The sequence below is a fragment of the Candidatus Pseudomonas phytovorans genome (assembly GCA_029202525.1).
Lineage (GTDB): Bacteria > Pseudomonadota > Gammaproteobacteria > Pseudomonadales > Pseudomonadaceae > Aquipseudomonas > Aquipseudomonas phytovorans.
Map to the genome: position 1 here is coordinate 5,485,008 of CP119325.1, position 17,008 is coordinate 5,502,015.

Annotated in this window: 13 protein-coding genes; 3 read left to right on the forward strand and 10 right to left on the reverse strand. The window is 62.1% G+C overall.

From position 1 onward, the window contains the following. Positions 1 to 11 precede the first annotated feature (11 nt). From bamA to rpsB, 9 genes are all read right to left on the reverse strand, one after another. Positions 12 to 2,360 (reverse strand): outer membrane protein assembly factor BamA, encoded by a 2,349-nt coding sequence (gene bamA, locus P0Y58_24200; protein WEK29953.1) that lies wholly within the window; start codon positions 2,358 to 2,360, stop codon positions 12 to 14. 73 nt (positions 2,361 to 2,433) lie between these two features. Continuing rightward, positions 2,434 to 3,786: an RIP metalloprotease RseP gene (rseP, locus tag P0Y58_24205; GenBank protein ID WEK29954.1), complete on the reverse strand. Its 1,353-nt coding sequence runs from the start codon at positions 3,784 to 3,786 to the stop codon at positions 2,434 to 2,436. A 70-nt stretch (positions 3,787 to 3,856) separates the two neighbouring features. Next, a complete protein-coding gene (gene ispC / locus P0Y58_24210) occupies positions 3,857 to 5,047 on the reverse strand; it encodes a 1-deoxy-D-xylulose-5-phosphate reductoisomerase (GenBank protein WEK29955.1) in 1,191 nt (396 codons plus the stop codon). After that, positions 5,044 to 5,859 carry a phosphatidate cytidylyltransferase gene (locus tag P0Y58_24215; protein WEK29956.1) on the reverse strand — a complete coding sequence of 272 codons (816 nt, stop codon included), beginning with the start codon at positions 5,857 to 5,859 and terminating at the stop codon, positions 5,044 to 5,046. The genes ispC and P0Y58_24215 overlap by 4 nt, the downstream gene beginning before the upstream one ends. Beyond that, positions 5,859 to 6,614, reverse strand: a complete 756-nt coding sequence (gene uppS / locus P0Y58_24220) for a polyprenyl diphosphate synthase (GenBank protein ID WEK29957.1) — start codon at positions 6,612 to 6,614, stop codon at positions 5,859 to 5,861. Before uppS ends, P0Y58_24215 begins: the two co-directional genes overlap by 1 nt. A gap of 15 nt (positions 6,615 to 6,629) precedes the next feature. Further along, positions 6,630 to 7,187, reverse strand: a complete 558-nt coding sequence (gene frr / locus P0Y58_24225) for a ribosome recycling factor (GenBank protein ID WEK29958.1) — start codon at positions 7,185 to 7,187, stop codon at positions 6,630 to 6,632. Then, entirely contained in the window at positions 7,184 to 7,927 is a 744-nt protein-coding gene (gene pyrH, locus P0Y58_24230) for a UMP kinase (protein WEK29959.1), read from the reverse strand. Before pyrH ends, frr begins: the two co-directional genes overlap by 4 nt. Positions 7,928 to 8,104: 177 nt before the next feature. Then, positions 8,105 to 8,968, reverse strand: coding sequence for a translation elongation factor Ts (tsf, locus tag P0Y58_24235; protein ID WEK29960.1), 864 nt, complete (start codon positions 8,966 to 8,968; stop codon positions 8,105 to 8,107). A 185-nt stretch (positions 8,969 to 9,153) separates the two neighbouring features. Continuing rightward, a complete protein-coding gene (rpsB, locus tag P0Y58_24240; GenBank protein ID WEK29961.1) occupies positions 9,154 to 9,891 on the reverse strand; it encodes a 30S ribosomal protein S2 in 738 nt (245 codons plus the stop codon). A 345-nt stretch (positions 9,892 to 10,236) separates the two neighbouring features. Between rpsB and map the strand changes: the two genes are divergently transcribed. The 3 genes from map to dapC are packed head-to-tail and all read left to right on the forward strand — an operon-like array spanning position 10,237 to position 14,991. Next, on the forward strand, positions 10,237 to 11,019 hold the full coding sequence (gene map / locus P0Y58_24245) for a type I methionyl aminopeptidase (protein ID WEK29962.1): 783 nt from the start codon (positions 10,237 to 10,239) through the stop codon (positions 11,017 to 11,019). A gap of 42 nt (positions 11,020 to 11,061) precedes the next feature. Continuing rightward, positions 11,062 to 13,764: a [protein-PII] uridylyltransferase gene (locus tag P0Y58_24250; GenBank protein WEK29963.1), complete on the forward strand. Its 2,703-nt coding sequence runs from the start codon at positions 11,062 to 11,064 to the stop codon at positions 13,762 to 13,764. Positions 13,765 to 13,794: 30 nt separating this feature from the next. Beyond that, positions 13,795 to 14,991 (forward strand): succinyldiaminopimelate transaminase, encoded by a 1,197-nt coding sequence (dapC, locus tag P0Y58_24255; protein ID WEK29964.1) that lies wholly within the window; start codon positions 13,795 to 13,797, stop codon positions 14,989 to 14,991. A gap of 43 nt (positions 14,992 to 15,034) precedes the next feature. Here the strand turns inward: dapC and P0Y58_24260 are convergent, their stop codons facing one another. Further along, complete coding sequence (locus tag P0Y58_24260) at positions 15,035 to 16,681, reverse strand: Na+/H+ antiporter (protein WEK29965.1); 1,647 nt, start codon at positions 16,679 to 16,681, stop codon at positions 15,035 to 15,037. Positions 16,682 to 17,008: the final 327 nt, after the last annotated feature.

The window sequence follows — 17,008 nt, forward strand, 5'->3', positions numbered from 1 at the left end:
AGGGGCCGACCTTAGAAGGTCTGGCCCAGAGAGAATTGGAACACCTGGGTATCGGCGTCGTCCGGTTTCTTGATTGGCATCGCCAGGCTGAAGCTCAACGGGCCCAGCGCGGTGATCCAGGTTACGCCCAGGCCGACCGAGCTGGCCATGTCCGAGAAGCCGACCTTCGCGCAGTCAGGCTTGCTGCCGCAATTGGTATCGAACACGTTACCCACGTCCCAGAATACGGAAGTGCGCAGCGAACGCTGGTCCTTGACGAACGGCAGCGGGAACAGCAATTCGACACCGCCTTGCACCAGCACGTTACCGCCGAACGGCAACGGATCCTGGTCCGGGTCAGCGATGGTACCTTCGCGTGTCCCGTTACTAGGCGTGCTGCGTGGGCCCAGGCTGCTGTCCTTGAAACCACGCACGGAGTTGAAGCCACCCGCGAAGTAGTTCTCGTAGAACGGCAGGCCGGAGGTGCTGCCGTAACCATCACCATAGCCCAGCTCGGTGTGCAGACGCAGGGTGTAGTCATTGCTGATCGGCTGGAACAGCTGACCACGGTAGTCGAGTTTGAAGAACGACAGGTCGCTGCCCGGAATGGTGGATTCCAGGGTCAGGCTTTGCGAGTGACCACGGGTGGCCAGCACGCCTTTGTTCAGAGTCGACTCGGACCAGCCGATCGAGGCCTTGAAGTTCAGGAAGTTGTCGCCTTCCTGTTCGAGGAAATCAAAGATCTCGTCAACGGTGTACTTACCGGTCTTGATCTTGTCCTGCTGAACGCTCAGGCCGTAGGTCAGGCGCGAGGTTTCGCTGATCGGGTAACCCAGGCTGACGCCGGCGCCGAAGCTGTCCACCGCATAGCTGGCCACGTCGACGTCGAGGTCGTCGTAGTCGGTGCTGCGGTAGAAGGCGTTGTAACCCAGGCTCACGCCATCGGCAGTGAAGTAGGGGTCAACGAAGCCGAAGTTATAGCGGGTCTGGTATTCCGAACGGGTCAGGCCAACCGATACCTTGTTACCGGTACCGAGGAAGTTGCTCTGGCTGATCGAACCGCCAAGGATCAGGCCGGCGCTCTGGGCGAAACCGACGCTGGCGGTGATCGAACCGGAGGCTTGCTCTTCGACGCTGTAGTTGACGTCAACCTGGTCGTCAGTGCCTGGCACTGGCGGAGTCTCGACGTTGACTTCCTTGAAGAAGCCCAGGCGCTCCAGACGGGTCTTGGACTGGTCGATCAGGTAGGTCGACGCCCAGCCGCCTTCCATCTGGCGCATTTCGCGGCGCAGCACTTCGTCTTCGGTCTTGGTGTTGCCGCGGTAGTTGATGCGGTTGACGTAGGCACGCTTGCCCGGGTCGACCACGAACATGATGTCGACCGTGTGGTCCTGATCGTTCGGCTGTGGCACGCCGTTGACGTTGGCGAATGTGTAGCCTTCGTTACCCAGGCGGCGGGTGATCAGCTCGGACGTGGTGGTCATCACCTTGCGCGAGAACACCTGGCCCGACTGCACCAGCAGCAGCGACTTGACCTGGTCTTCCGGCACTTTCAGGTCACCGGACAGCTTCACGTCGCGAACGGTGTACTTTTCGCCTTCGTTGATGTTGACGGTGATGTAAACGTGTTTCTTGTCTGGCGTGATGGACACCTGAGTGGAAGCGATGTCCATGTTGATGTAGCCGCGGTCCAGGTAGTAGGAGCGCAGGCGTTCCAGGTCACCGGACAGTTTTTCGCGGGCGTACTTGTCGTCGTTCTTGAAGAACGACAGCCAGTTGGTGGTCTTCAGCTCGAACAGCTGGCCCAGGGTGTCATCATCGAACACGTTGTTGCCAACGATGTTGATGTGCTGGATGGCAGCCACGGTGCCTTCGTTGATCTTGATCTTCAGCGCCACACGGTTGCGCGGCTGCGGCACCACTTCGGCGTCGACCTCGGCCGAGTAGCGGCCCTGGGCCACGTACTGGCGCTGCAGCTCGTTACGCACACCTTCGAGGGTGGCACGCTGGAAGATCTCGCCTTCGGCCAGGCCCGATTGTTTCAGGCCTTTCATCAGGTCTTCGGTGCTGATCGCCTTGTTGCCTTCGATCTCGATGCTCGACACCGACGGGCGCTCGACCACGTTGATGATCAGCACATTGCCATCGCGGTTCAACTGGATGTCCTGGAAGAACCCGGTCTTGAACAGGGAACGGGTCGAGTCAACCAGGCGGCGGTCATCGGCCTGATCGCCGACGTTCAGCGGCAAGGCACCGAAGACACTGCCGGCGGAAACCCGCTGCAGGCCGTTGACGCGAATATCGGAGATGGTGAAGGACTCGGCGTGAACTTCAGCGATCATCAGTGCGGACATGACCGCAGTTAGCAGCAGACGTTTCATGAAGTCCTTTTATTCCAACTGGCAATAAACAACCTGCCGCGAAGAAGCGGCAGGTTCGCAATTGAGCGAAGCTTTATAGTCGACCCAGATCGTTGATCAGGGCGAGCAACATCACCCCTATGACCAAACTGATACCGATCTGGACCCCCCAACCTTGCACCCGATCTGACAGCGGACGACCGCGCGCCCACTCGACCAGGTAAAACAGCAAATGCCCCCCATCCAGTACCGGGATGGGCAGCAAGTTAAGAACCCCCAGGCTTATGCTCAGGTAGGCCAGGAAATTCAGAAAATCCCCCACGCCGGACTGGGCTGAAGCGCCCGCCACTTTAGCAATGGTTATCGGTCCACTCAAGTTTTTTACCGAGAGCTCCCCGAACAGCATTTTCTTCAGCGATTCAAGGGTCAGCACGCTCATGTTCCAGGTGCGTGACAAGCCCTCACCCACCGCCTCCAGCGGGCCGTAGCTGATTTCTCGGAGCATGCTGGCAGGCCATTCGCCACCTTTCACCCCGGCGCCCAGATAGCCGCCGGCAGCCTTACCCTCACCCTTGCGCGCCAGGGTCACTGACACATCCAGGGCAACGCCGTCGCGCTCCACACGCACGAGCACATTGGCATCCGGACGGGCACGCACGCTGTCGACTACCTGCTGCCATTCCGTCACGGCCACGCCATCGACACTCAGCAGCTTGTCGCCTGTCCTGAGGCCCGCTGCGGCAGCCGGCCCCTTCGGATCAATCTCGGCCAGTACCGGCACCATTGCCGGGCGCCAAGGGTGCAACCCCAACGACTGGATAGGGTCCGGCTCGTCAGCGCCCTTGAGCCAGCTGTCCAGCTTGACCTGCAGCTGGCGCTCGGCAGTGGCGCCTTCGTCGCGCACGCCTACCTGCAAGGTGCCGCTTTCGCCCAGGCGGCGAACAAGCTGCAGGTTGACCGCCGACCAACCATTGGTCGGCTTGCCATCGATAGATACAATTTCCTGACCTGCGGCCAGCCCGGCCGATGCAGCCAGGCTACCAGCATCGACCGTACCGATCACCGGGCGGACCTGCTGGGTACCCAGCATCGCCAGCACCCAGAAGAACAAAATGGCCAGCAGGAAGTTGGCAATCGGCCCCGCCGCGACAATCGCGATACGCTGGCGCACAGACTTGCGGTTGAACGACTGGTTCGCCAGCGCTGGCGGTACATCGCCCTCGCGCTCGTCGAGCATCTTCACGTAGCCACCCAGCGGAATCGCTGCAACCACAAACTCGGTGCCCTGGCGGTCATGCCAGCGCAGCAGCGGCGTGCCGAAGCCCACCGAGAAGCGCAGCACCTTGACACCGCAGCGGCGCGCCACCCAGAAGTGGCCGAATTCATGGAAGGTGACCAGCACACCCAAAGCCACGAGGGTGCCGATAATCATGTAGAGCGCTGTCATGTCCATCTCCGAATGATGTTCAGCGGGCCGGCATCATGCCAACCCCCTCACGAACCTGGGCGGGCCTGCATCAGCGACCGTGACGCCTCAGCCACTCACGGGAAAGCTCCCGGGCACGCTGGTCGGCGGCGAACACCGCGTCCAGCGACGGCAGCGGCACAACGGGCTCCTGATCGAGCACCTGTTCGATCATACCCGCGATCTCCGGGAAGCGGATACGCCGCTCAAGAAATGCCTCGACCGCCACCTCGTTCGCCGCGTTGAGTACAGCAGGGGCGCTATTGCCAGCTTCGGCAGCCTGCCGCGCCAGGCGCAGGCAAGGGAAGCGTTGTTCGTCGGGCGCCTGGAAATCCAGACGGGCGATGGCGAACAGGTCCAGCGGAGCTACCCCGGAATCGATGCGCTCAGGCCACGCCAGGGCATTGGCGATTGGCGTGCGCATATCCGGGTTACCCAGCTGCGCCAGGACCGAACCGTCCACGTAATCGACCAGGGAATGAATAACACTTTGTGGGTGCACCACCACCTCGACCTTGGCCGGTGCGGCATCGAACAACCAGCAGGCCTCGATCAGCTCAAGGCCCTTGTTCATCATGCTGGCCGAATCCACGGAAATCTTGCGCCCCATCGACCAGTTGGGATGCGCGCAGGCTTGCTCCGGCGTCACATTCAGCAGCGCCTCGACCGGCGTCTCGCGGAACGGGCCACCGGACGCAGTCAACAGTATCCGGCGCACACCCACCGCACTCAGGCCGCGAGCGTAGTCGCCGGGCATGCACTGGAAGATTGCGTTGTGCTCGCTATCGATCGGCAACAACACGGCGCCACTGCGCCGCACTGCCTCGATGAACAGCGCACCGGACATGACCAGGGCTTCCTTGTTGGCTAGCAACACCTTCTTGCCCGCCTCGACGGCCGCCAAGGTAGGACGCAGGCCAGCGGCGCCGACAATCGCTGCCATCACCGCATCCACGTCTGCAGCCGAAGCCACCTGGCAAAGCCCGGCCTCGCCTTCCAGCACCTCGGTGGCGCAGCCGGCCGTCGCCAGGTTTTCGCGCAGTCGCACGGCCGCCTCGGCACTCGGCACTACAGCAAAAGCCGGGCGATGGCGCACGCACAGGGCGAGCAACTCGTCGATACGCGAATAACCGCTGAGAGCGAACACCTGGTAGCGATCGGGATGGCGCGCAATCACATCCAGCGTGCTCAGGCCGATGGAGCCGGTGGCCCCGAGCACGGTAATACGCTGCGGGCGACTCACATCACACCCCATTCAGCAGCCCACAACAACACGGCAAAAATCGGGATCGCCGCAGTAAGGCTGTCAATGCGATCGAGCACGCCGCCATGGCCGGGCAGCAGGTTACTGCTGTCCTTGATACCGGAACGGCGCTTGAACATGCTCTCGGTCAGGTCACCGACCACCGAGGACATGACCAGCAGTGCAGCACCCAGCAGGCCCAGCAGGATCTGACCGAAACCCCAGTCGCGACTGATGCCGACCGCCAAGGTAATTGCCAGGCTGACCGCCAGGCCGCCATAGACGCCTTCCCAGCTCTTGCCGGGGCTGACCTGCGGGGCCAGCTTGCGCTTGCCGAACGCCCTGCCAGAGAAGTAAGCGCCAATATCGGCCGCCCACACCAGCACCATGACCGACAGGATCAGCCAATTGCCCAGCGGCCAGTGCTTGAGCAGCACCAACCCCTGCCAGGCCGGCAGCAATACCAGCAGGCCGATCAGCAACCGACAGGCGGCACTGGCCCACAGTTCGCTGCTACGCGGGTAGGTAAGCACCAGCCAGGTAGCCAGCCCCCACCAGATGACCGCAGCACCCAGCACCCAGGGCGCCAACTCCGGAAGGATGTACAGCAGCATCAGCGCGCCGGCGACCACCGCGGCATAGGCGATACGCAGCGGCTGGGCCATCAGACCGGCCAGGCGCGCCCACTCCCAGGCGCCAAGGGTCACCACAAAGCCGATGAACAGGGCGAAATCCCCACCGTTGAGCAGGAAGAAGCCACCCAGCGCGATCGGCAACAGGATCAGCGCAGTAATGATGCGTTGTTTAAGCATTAAGCACGAGCTCCAGCCTCGACCTGCTCGCTGGTCTTACCGAAGCGGCGCTGGCGCGAAGCGAAATCGGCCAGGGCATTGCGCATGGCCTCGTGTTTGAAGTCCGGCCAGTACAGGTCGGAGAAGTACAGCTCGGCGTACGCCAGCTGCCACAACAGGAAATTGCTGATGCGGTGCTCGCCACCGGTGCGAATGCACAGGTCCGGCAGCGGTAGCTCGCCGGTTGCCAGGCACGTCTGCAGCAGCCCTGGGGTGATGTCTTCCGGGCGCAGGTGCCCGGCCTGCACTTCCCGCGCCAGCCGCTGTGCGGCCTGAGCGATATCCCACTGGCCACCGTAGTTGGCCGCGATCTGCAGAATGAAGCGGTTGCTGCCGGCGGTCAGCGCCTCGGCCTCGCGCATGGCAGCTTGCAGCTCGGGATGGAAGCGCGAACGGTCACCGATGATGCGCAAGCTGATGTTGTTCTCGTTGAGGCGCTTGGCCTCGCGGCGCAGGGCCGAGAAGAACAGCTCCATCAACGCACCGACCTCTTCGGCGGGGCGCTGCCAGTTTTCGCTGGAGAACGCGAACAGGGTCAGTACCTCGACCCCGGACTTGGCGCAGACTTCGATGACCGCGCGAACGGCATCGACACCCGCCTTATGCCCGGCAACGCCGGGCAGCAGGCGCTTTTTCGCCCAGCGGTTGTTGCCATCCATGATGATCGCGACATGACGCGGCACCGAGGACGGCGCCGCTGGCTTGGTCTTATCCATTAAAAAACCCCGGCCTTAAACGGCCATCAGGTCCTTTTCCTTGGCTTTGACAGCGACTTCGATATCGGCCACGAACTTGTCGGTCAGCTTCTGGATATCATCCGCAGCACGACGCTCTTCGTCTTCGCTGATCTCTTTCTCTTTGACCAGATCCTTGAGCTGGCTCAAAGCGTCGCGGCGGATGTTACGGACCGCAATACGGCCATCCTCGGCGGCGTCCCGCGCCTGCTTGGTGAAGCCCTTTCGGGTTTCTTCGGTCAGGGCAGGCATGGTGATCAGCAGCATCTCACCCAGGTTGGTCGGGTTGAGGTTCAGGCCGGCACTGCCAATCGCCTTGTCGACCGCGCCCAGCATGTTGCGCTCGAAGGCAACGACCTGAAGCGTGCGCGAGTCCTTCACGGTGATGTTCGCCACTTGCTTGATCGGCGTGTCGGCGCCGTAGTACGGCACCATGACACCTTCCAGGATGCTCGGATGGGCAACACCAGTGCGGATACGACTGAAGGCGTGATGAAGCGACTCCAGCGACTTGGTCATACGCTCCTGGGCGTCTTTCTTGATTTCGTTGATCATTTCTGAACTTCCTCGATCAGGGTTCCTTCCGCGCCGCCATGCACGATATTCAGCAGGGCGCCGGGCTTGTTCATATTGAAGACGCGCAGCGGCATCTTGTGGTCGCGGCACAGACAGATTGCCGTCAGGTCCATTACACCCAGCTTGCGATCCAGCACTTCATCGTAGGTCAGATGATCGAACTTCTCGGCATGCGGGTCTTTGAATGGGTCTGCAGTGTATACACCATCGACCTTGGTTGCTTTCAATACTACGTCGGCATCGATTTCGATAGCGCGCAGACACGCGGCGGAGTCCGTGGTGAAGAACGGATTACCGGTACCTGCCGCGAAGATCACGACTTCTTTCGCGCTCAAGTGGCGCATGGCCTTGCGGCGATCATAGTGGTCAGTCACGCCGACCATGGAAATTGCCGACTGGACGATAGCGGTGATGTTGGCACGCTCCAGCGCGTCGCGCATGGCCAGGGCGTTCATCACGGTGGCCAGCATACCCATATGGTCGCCGGTGACGCGGTCCATGCCGGCTGCACTGAGCGCCGCGCCACGGAACAGGTTGCCACCACCAATCACCAGGCCGACCTGCACACCAATGCCGACCAGCTGGCCGACTTCCAGCGCCATGCGGTCCAGCACCTTGGGGTCGATCCCGAACTCTTCCGAGCCCATCAGGGCCTCGCCGCTAAGTTTGAGTAGAATGCGTTTATAGCGAGCCTGATGACCACTGCCCTGCTGAGCCATTGCGAATCTCTCCTGCGGCGTTTGTAAAATTCTGGCGGGCTGCTTGAGCCTGCATGTAACTCTAACGTGACGCAGCGACTGCGTCAGCGAGTAACGGCTTTGTAAACCGCTCCCGCTTTGACAAAGAGGCTGCGCGCGTGAGCGGGCAGCCTCTTTGGGGCGACAGACGGGGCTGTCTTACTGCTTGGCAGCAGCCAGCTGGGCAGCAACTTCTTCAGCGAAGTTGTCGACCGGCTTCTCGATGCCTTCGCCTACTTTGAAGTAGGTGAACGAAACGATTTCAGCACCGGCCTTCTTGGCCAGCTCGCCGACTTTGACTTCCGGGTTCATGACGAAGGCTTGCTCTTTCAGCGAAGCTTCGGCTTTGAACTTGGTGATACGACCGTTGATCATGTTCTCAACGATGTTTTCCGGCTTGCCAGCGATCTTGTCAGCGTTCAGCTGCAGGAAGACGGCCTTCTCGCGCTCGATGGCCTCGGCGGAGATTTCCGACGAATCCAGGAACTCAGGGTTCGAGGCTGCAACGTGCATGGCGATGTTCTTGGCCAGCTCGACGTCACCGCCTTTCAGGACAACAACGGCACCGATCTTGTTACCGTGCAGGTAAGCACCGACAACGTCACCCTCAACGCGCACCAGGCGACGGATGTTGACGTTCTCGCCAACCTTGGCAACCAGGGCTTCACGAGCAGCTTCACGCGAAGCGATCAGCGGAGCAGCTTCGGTCAGCTTCTGGGCGAAGGCTTCTTCGATGCTTTCGGCAACGAAGTTCTTGAAGTCGTCTTGCAGAGCCAGGAAGTCGGTCTGCGAGTTCACTTCCAGCAGGACAGCCGATTTACCGTCGGTCTTGACCGCGATAGCGCCTTCAGCGGCAACGTTGCCAGCCTTTTTGGCAGCCTTGATGGCGCCGGAGGCACGCATGTCGTCGATGGCTTTTTCGATGTCGCCGCCGGCCTTGGTCAGGGCCTTTTTGCAATCCATCATGCCTTCGCCGGTACGCTCGCGCAGTTCTTTGACCAGCGCTGCAGTAATCTCTGCCATTTCAAAATCCTCTTGGAAAGTTTTTCAACCATTCCACCCGCTCGTCACGGGCGTTAAATTCTGCGAATCCGCTGTTGTTGTCTCAGCCAGCCCATAATGCGGGGCACTTGCTGACAGCAGGATTTCAAGGTGGCAAAAAGGGGGCAAAGCCCCCTTTTTGCGTGCCAAGTAGACGCTAGCGCCTATTACTCGGCAGCAGGTGCAGCCGCTTCTTCAACATAGACTTCGGTGCCGCCAGCAACGTTGTTGCGGCCGCGGATGATGGCGTCGGCCATCGAAGTCATGTACAGCTCGATGGCGCGGATGGCGTCATCGTTGCCTGGGATGATGTAGTCAACACCTTCCGGGCTGCTGTTGGTATCGACAACGCCGATAACCGGGATGCCCAGCTTGTTGGCTTCGGTGATGGCAATGCGCTCGTGATCAACGTCGATCACGAACAGGGCATCAGGCAGACCGCCCATGTCCTTGATACCACCCAGGCTGCGGTCCAGCTTTTCCAGATCGCGCGAACGCATCAGGGCTTCTTTCTTGGTCAGCTTGGCGAAGGTGCCATCTTCGGCCTGGGTTTCCAGGTCGCGCAGACGCTTGATCGAAGCACGGATGGTTTTGTAGTTGGTCAGCATGCCGCCCAACCAGCGATGGTCAACGTATGGCGAACCAGCGCGAGCAGCTTGCTCGGCTACGATCTTGCCGGCGGAACGCTTGGTGCCGACGAACATGATCTTGTTCTTGCCCTGAGCCAGACGCTCTACGAACGCCAGAGCGTCGTTGAACATTGGCAGGGTTTTTTCCAGGTTGATGATGTGGATCTTGTTACGCGCGCCGAAAATGTACTTGCCCATTTTCGGGTTCCAGTAACGGGTCTGGTGGCCGAAGTGCACACCGGCCTTCAGCATATCGCGCATGTTGACTTGGGACATGGTAGTTCCTTGATAAGTCGGGTTGGGCCTCCACGCATCCCAATGACCAACCCGCAAATTCGAGAATCCGGGGCACCCAGGTCATCGTGTCGACACGTGTGTGGGTTTAGGCTGACGGGGTCGTCCCCGAAAGCGGCGCATGTTATACCACAGACCGCGAGCGAACGAAACCCGGATGAAGTCGCGTCCGTCAGCGGTTTTTGCAGCGCCCCGTCAAACAGGCCAGAATGCCTCGTGTAGACAGCAGCATGGCCGCCTTTATCCCGACAGAATGCCGCCCTGCTCTGCTAGAATCCGGCCTTTCCCGTTTGTTCGCGCCGCGTGCGGCGCCGTAGAGAGCCTGTAATGACCGTCAACATCAAGACCGCAGAAGACATCGAGAAGATGCGCATCGCCGGCCGCCTGGCCGCCGACGTGCTGGAAATGATCGAGGAGCACGTCAAGCCCGGCGTTACCACCGAAGCGCTCGACCGCCTGTGCCACGACTATATCGTCAACGTCCAGCAAGCCATCCCGGCGCCGCTCAACTACAAGGGCTACCCGAAGTCGATCTGCACCTCGATCAACCATGTGGTCTGCCACGGCATCCCCAACGACAAGCCGCTCAAGGACGGTGACACGCTGAACATCGACGTCACCGTGATCAAGGATGGCTACCACGGCGATACCAGCCGCATGTTCCACGTCGGTAACGTGCCGGTGTGGGCCGAGCGCCTGTCCAAGGTTACCCAGGAGTGCCTGTACAAGGCCATCGAGCTGGTCAAACCAGGCTGCCGCCTGGGCGACATCGGCGAAGTGATCCAGAAGCACGCGGAAAAGAACGGCTTCTCGGTGGTACGCGAGTTCTGCGGTCATGGCATCGGCAAGGTGTTCCACGAAGAGCCGCAGATCCTGCACTACGGCCGCGCCGGCACCGGCATGGAACTGAAAGAAGGCATGACCTTCACCATCGAGCCGATGATCAACCAGGGCAAGGCCGACACCAAGGTGCTGGGCGACGGCTGGACCGCCATCACCAAGGACCGCAAGCTCTCGGCTCAGTGGGAACACACCCTGGTGGTGACCGCGACCGGCTACGAGATCTTCACCCTGCGCAAGGACGACACCATCCCGCGCACCTCGGCCTGACCGTACTCCGACAGGCCACCCCCACGACAGGAACGTGACGCGATGCCCCAGGTGGACCCCGAGCTGTTCGACCGTGGCCAGTTCCAGGCGGAACTGGCCCTCAAGGCGAGCCCTATCGCCGCCTTCAAGAAAGCCATCCGCCAGGCCGGCGAAGTGCTCGACAGGCGTTTTCGCAGTGGCGGCGATATCCGCCCGCTGATCGAAGCGCGCGCCTGGCTCGTCGACAATATCCTGCAACAGGCGTGGAACCAGTTCGACTGGGGCGGCCAGACCGGCATCGCCCTGGTCGCGGTGGGTGGCTACGGGCGCGGTGAGCTGCACCCGCATTCAGACATCGACCTGCTGATTTTGCTCGGTGCCGCCGAGCATGAGCAGTACCGCGACGCCATCGAGCGCTTTCTCACCCTGCTGTGGGACATCGGCCTGGAAGTGGGCCAGAGCGTGCGCACCGTCGACGAATGTGCCGAACAGGCCCGTGCTGACTTGACGGTGATTACCAACCTGATGGAAAGCCGCACCATTGCCGGCCCCGAGGCCCTGCGCCAGCGCATGCTGGAGGTGACCAGCACCGCGCACATGTGGCCGAGCAAAGACTTCTTCCTGGCCAAGCGGGCTGAACTCAAGGCCCGCCACCACAAGTACAACGACACCGAGTACAACCTTGAACCTAACGTCAAGGGCTCGCCCGGTGGCCTGCGCGACATCCAGACAGTGCTCTGGGTGGCCCGCCGCCAGTACGGCACGCTGAACCTGCACGCACTGGCCGGCGAAGGTTTCCTGCTGGAAAGCGAGAACGAACTGCTGGCCTCGTCCCAGGATTTTCTGTGGCGTGTGCGCTACGCCCTGCACATGCTGGCCGGTCGCTCCGAAGACCGCCTGCTGTTCGACCACCAGCGCAGCCTCGCCGCGCTGCTGGGCTACAGCGACGATAACCCCAAGCGGGCGATCGAGCAGTTCATGCAGCAGTACTACCGGGTGGTGATGAGCATCAGCCAGCTGTGCGACCTGATCATCCAGCACTTCGAAGAGGTCATCCTCGCCGACGAAGACAGCGGCACCACCCAGCCGCTGAATGCGCGCTTCCGCCTGCATGACGGCTACATCGAAGCCGCCAACCCGAACGTGTTCAAACGCACACCGTTCGCCATGCTGGAAATCTTCGTGCTGATGGCCCAGCACCCCGAAATCAAGGGCGTGCGCGCCGATACAGTGCGCCTGCTGCGTGAACACCGGCACCTGATCGACGACACCTTCCGCACCGATATCCGCAACACCAGCCTGTTCATCGAGCTGTTCAAGTGCGAAATCGGCATCCACCGCAACCTGCGGCGGATGAACCGCTACGGCATCCTTGGCCGCTACCTGCCGGAGTTCGGCCTGATCGTCGGGCAGATGCAGCACGACCTGTTCCACATCTACACGGTCGATGCGCATACCCTCAACCTCATCAAGCACCTGCGCAAGCTGCAGTACACGCCGGTGTCCGAGAAATTCCCGCTGGCCAGCAAGCTGATGGGGCGCCTGCCCAAGCCCGAGCTGATCTACCTGGCCGGCCTTTACCACGACATCGGCAAGGGCCGGCAGGGCGACCATTCCGAGCTGGGCGCGGTGGATGCGCAGAAGTTCTGCGAGCGCCACCAGCTGCCGGCATGGGACAGCCGGCTGATTGTCTGGCTGGTGCAGAATCACCTGGTGATGTCGACCACTGCCCAGCGCAAGGACTTGTCCGACCCGCAGGTGATCAACGACTTTGCCCTGCACGTGGGCGACGAGACGCGCCTGGATTACCTGTATGTGCTGACCGTGGCCGACATCAACGCCACCAACCCCAGCCTGTGGAACTCGTGGCGGGCCAGCCTGCTGCGCCAGCTTTACAGCGAGACCAAGCGCGCCCTGCGCCGCGGCCTGGAAAACCCGCTGGACCGCGAAGAGCAGATTCGCCAGACCCAGTCTGCGGCGCTGGACATACTGGTCCGCGAGGGTACCGACCCGGACGACGTCGAGCAGCTGTGGTCGCAACTGGGCGACGACTACTTCCTCAAGCACAACGCCGCCGACGTGGCCTGGCACACCGATGCGATCCTGCAACAACCGGCCGATGGCGGGCCGCTGGTGCTGATCAAGGAAACCACCCAGCGCGAGTTCGAAGGCGGCACGCAGATTTTCATCTACGCCCCCGACCAGCATGACTTCTTCGCCGTGACGGTGGCCGCCATGTCGCAGCTGAACCTGAACATTCATGACGCGCGGATCATCACCTCGAGCAGTCAGTTCACCCTCGACACCTACATCGTGCTGGACAACGACGGCGGCTCGATCGGCGACAACCCGCAGCGGGTCAGGCAGATTCGAGACGGCCTGACCGAAGCGCTGCGCAACCCCGAGGACTACCCGACCATCATCCAGCGCCGGGTACCGCGCCAGCTCAAGCACTTCGACTTCCCGCCGCAGGTCACCATCCTCAACGATGCCCAGCGGCCAGTGACCATCCTGGAGATCACCGCACCCGACCGCCCAGGCCTGTTGGCCCGGTTGGGGCGCATCTTCCTGGAGTTCGACCTGTCGCTGCAGAACGCCAAGATCGCCACGCTCGGCGAGCGGGTGGAAGACGTGTTCTTCATTACCGATGCCGACAACCAGCCGCTGTCCGACCCGCAGCTGTGCAGCCGCCTGCAGGAGGCCATCGTCCAGCAGTTGCAGGCCGGCCAAGGTAGCGACACCAGCCCGACCCGCGTGACCTTTTAACGATTAGACGATTGACGAGACTTAGCGCCGATGAACAACGCCCTGACCCAGCTTCAGCCCTACCCGTTCGAAAAGCTCCGCGCCCTGCTGGGCACTGTGAAGCCTGCTGCGGACAAACGCGCCATCGCCCTGTCGATCGGTGAGCCGAAGCACGCATCGCCGGCGTTCGTCGCCCAGGCCATGGCCGACAACCTCGACAAGCTGGCGGTATACCCCAGCACCCTCGGCCTGCCTGCCCTGCGTCAGGCCATCGGCCAGTGGTGCGAGCGCCGCTTTGGCGTGCCAGCCGGCTGGCTGGACGCCGACCGCCACATCCTGCCGGTCAACGGCACCCGTGAAGCGCTGTTCGCCTTCACCCAGGCCGTGGTCAACCGCGCCGATGACGGCCTGGTGGTCAGCCCCAACCCGTTCTACCAGATCTACGAAGGCGCAGCGCTGCTGGCCGGGGCTACCCCGCACTACCTGCCATGCCTGGAAAACAACGGTTTCAACCCCGACTTCGACGCCGTGCCGGCAGAAGTTTGGAAGCGTTGCCAGATCCTGTTCCTGTGCTCACCAGGCAACCCCACCGGCGCACTGGTGCCGATGGACACCCTGAAAAAGCTGATTGCCCTGGCTGACGAACACGACTTCGTGATCGCCGCCGACGAGTGCTACAGCGAGCTGTACTTTGACGAAGACGCGCCACCACCGGGCCTGCTGAGCGCGTGCGCCGAGCTGGGCCGTAGTGACTTCAAGCGTTGCGTGGTATTCCACAGCCTGTCCAAGCGCTCCAACCTGCCGGGCCTGCGCTCGGGCTTCGTGGCCGGCGATGCCGAGATCATCAAGCCGTTCCTGCTGTACCGCACCTACCACGGCTGTGCCATGCCGGTGCAAACCCAGCTGGCCAGCATCGCTGCCTGGCAGGACGAGGCGCATGTGCGCGAGAACCGCGACCAGTACCGCGCCAAGTACGATGCCGTGCTGGACATCCTGCAACCGGTGCTGGACGTGCAACGCCCGGATGGCAGCTTCTACCTGTGGGCCAAGGTGCCGGGCGACGATGCCGTGTTCACCCGTGACCTGTTCGAAGCCCAGCATGTGACGGTAGTGCCAGGCTCTTACCTGTCGCGTGAGGTCGATGGCGTGAACCCGGGCGCCGGGCGCGTGCGCATGGCGCTGGTTGCACCGCTGGCCGAGTGCATCGAGGCGGCAGAGCGGATTCGCGCCTTCCTGCAAAGTCGTTGATAACCCCATTCGCGGGCATGCCCGCGAATGGTCTGAAACCGGTCTATCTGACCTGCCCCAGGTTGGCCTCACTCATATCCAGCTCACCCAGTACTTGCCGTACCACCTCATCCCCGACCAGATGCTGGCGATGCAGGTTGTACAGTTCCAGCCGCTGCGCCCTTAGCGCACGCAAGCGCAAGCGCCGTTCCAGCAAGTCCATCTGTTCGGCCAGCGCCTTGGCCTCGGCACTGTCGTTGTAGCTGTTCAGCTCATCCCGATACTCCGCCATCAACCGCGCCTTCAACTCGGTCGCCAAGGTCGCCTGCGCAGCATCCTGCGGGGCATTGGCGTCGATCACTTCCTCCGCTTCAAGGGCATGGATCGCCGCCTCGGCCGTACGCCGCCAGGCTTCCTGCACTTCCTGGTGCAAGCGCTCGTCCGGGCTTTTGGTCACGCCACGCAGCAATATCGGCAGCGCAATGCAGGCGCTGATCAACGACAGCAGGATTACCCCGGCGGCAATGAAGATCAGCAAGTCGCGCTCAGGGAAAGCCTTGCCCGCGCCCATCAGCAACGGCACCGACATCACACCCGCCAGGGTTACCGCACCGCGCACACCGCCCAAGGTCAGCAACCAGCAGGAGCGCGCTGTAGGCATCAGCACCAGCGCCGGTTTGCCGCGCCAGCGGCGCACCACGCCGATGGCGCGCCAGATGCTCTGCACCCAGATGAACCGCAACAGGATCAGCGCAGCAAAGATCGCCACCACGTCCAGGCAACGGTAGGCCAGGGTCGGCCACACGGTGGCTTCGTGGCTGACCACCGCCTTGATGATGTCCGGCAATTGCAGGCCGAGCAGCAGGAAGATCAGGCCATTGAAGGCGAACTCCAGCAAAGACCAGACGCTGCGGTTGAGCAGGCGGGTACTGGTCTGGCGGGGTAGCAGGTCGAGCCAGCTCTGCATCATGCCAGCCGCCACTGCCGAAAGAATGCCCGACACGCCCAGGCGTTCGGCCAACACGTAGGCGGCGAACGGCAGCAACAACATGAACACCACGTGGGTGGCGGGGTCGTCCCAGCCACGGGCGATCATCCAGGTGCGCAGGCGACCTACCAGCCAGCTGAGGCCCACACCCACCGCCAGGCCGCCAAGCGCTACCAGAACGAAACTGAAGCTTGCATCGGTCAGCGAGAACACCCCGGTGATCGCCGCCGCCAGGGCGAACTTGAACGTCACCAGGCCCGATGCATCGTTCATCAGCGCCTCACCCTGCAACATGTGCATCAGCGGGGTGGGCAGGCGGTCCTGGGCGATGGCAGAAACCGCCACAGCGTCGGTTGGCGACAGCACCGCCGCCAGGGCGAAGGCCACCGGCAGCGGGATACTCGGCAGCAGCCAGTGAATGAAGTAGCCGGCCCCGACCACGGTGAACAGCACCAACCCGACAGCCAGCGCTACCACGGGTCCGCGAATGCGCCACAACTCACGCTTGGGGATGCGCCAGCCGTCGGCAAACAGCAACGGCGGCAAAAACAGGAACAGGAACAACTCGGGGTCCAGGGCCACATGCAGGCCCAGTGTTGGCAAGGCCAGCAAGGCACCGGCAGCGATCTGCACCAGCGGCAAGGGCAGCGGAATCATGCGGCCGACCAGCTTCGACAGGCTGACCAGCGTCAGCAGGATGAGGACGGTGTAGGCGGACTGCATCCGGTAAGGCTTCCTTTGTGAACCAGAAACGATAGCAAGGCGAAACATCGCCATTGAAACAATATGTTAGCGGGGATGGGCGAACCGGGGCCGCTGCACGATAGTCGCAGGTGACGGGGGAATGTGTAACATGATGATACTTCGTTTTGGGGCTGAGGCAGGATGGACCTCGTATTGTCCAAGGGTGCATGCCTGGAGGTTTGCAGTGTGTCGGAGATCGAGCGCCGCCCGCGCGGCGCTTCGCGGGGCAAGCCCGCTCCCACATCTGTTTCGGGCCAGTATTGCCTGCACCATTGGCGCGCGCGCCCTTGTTTGCCCCACACGATA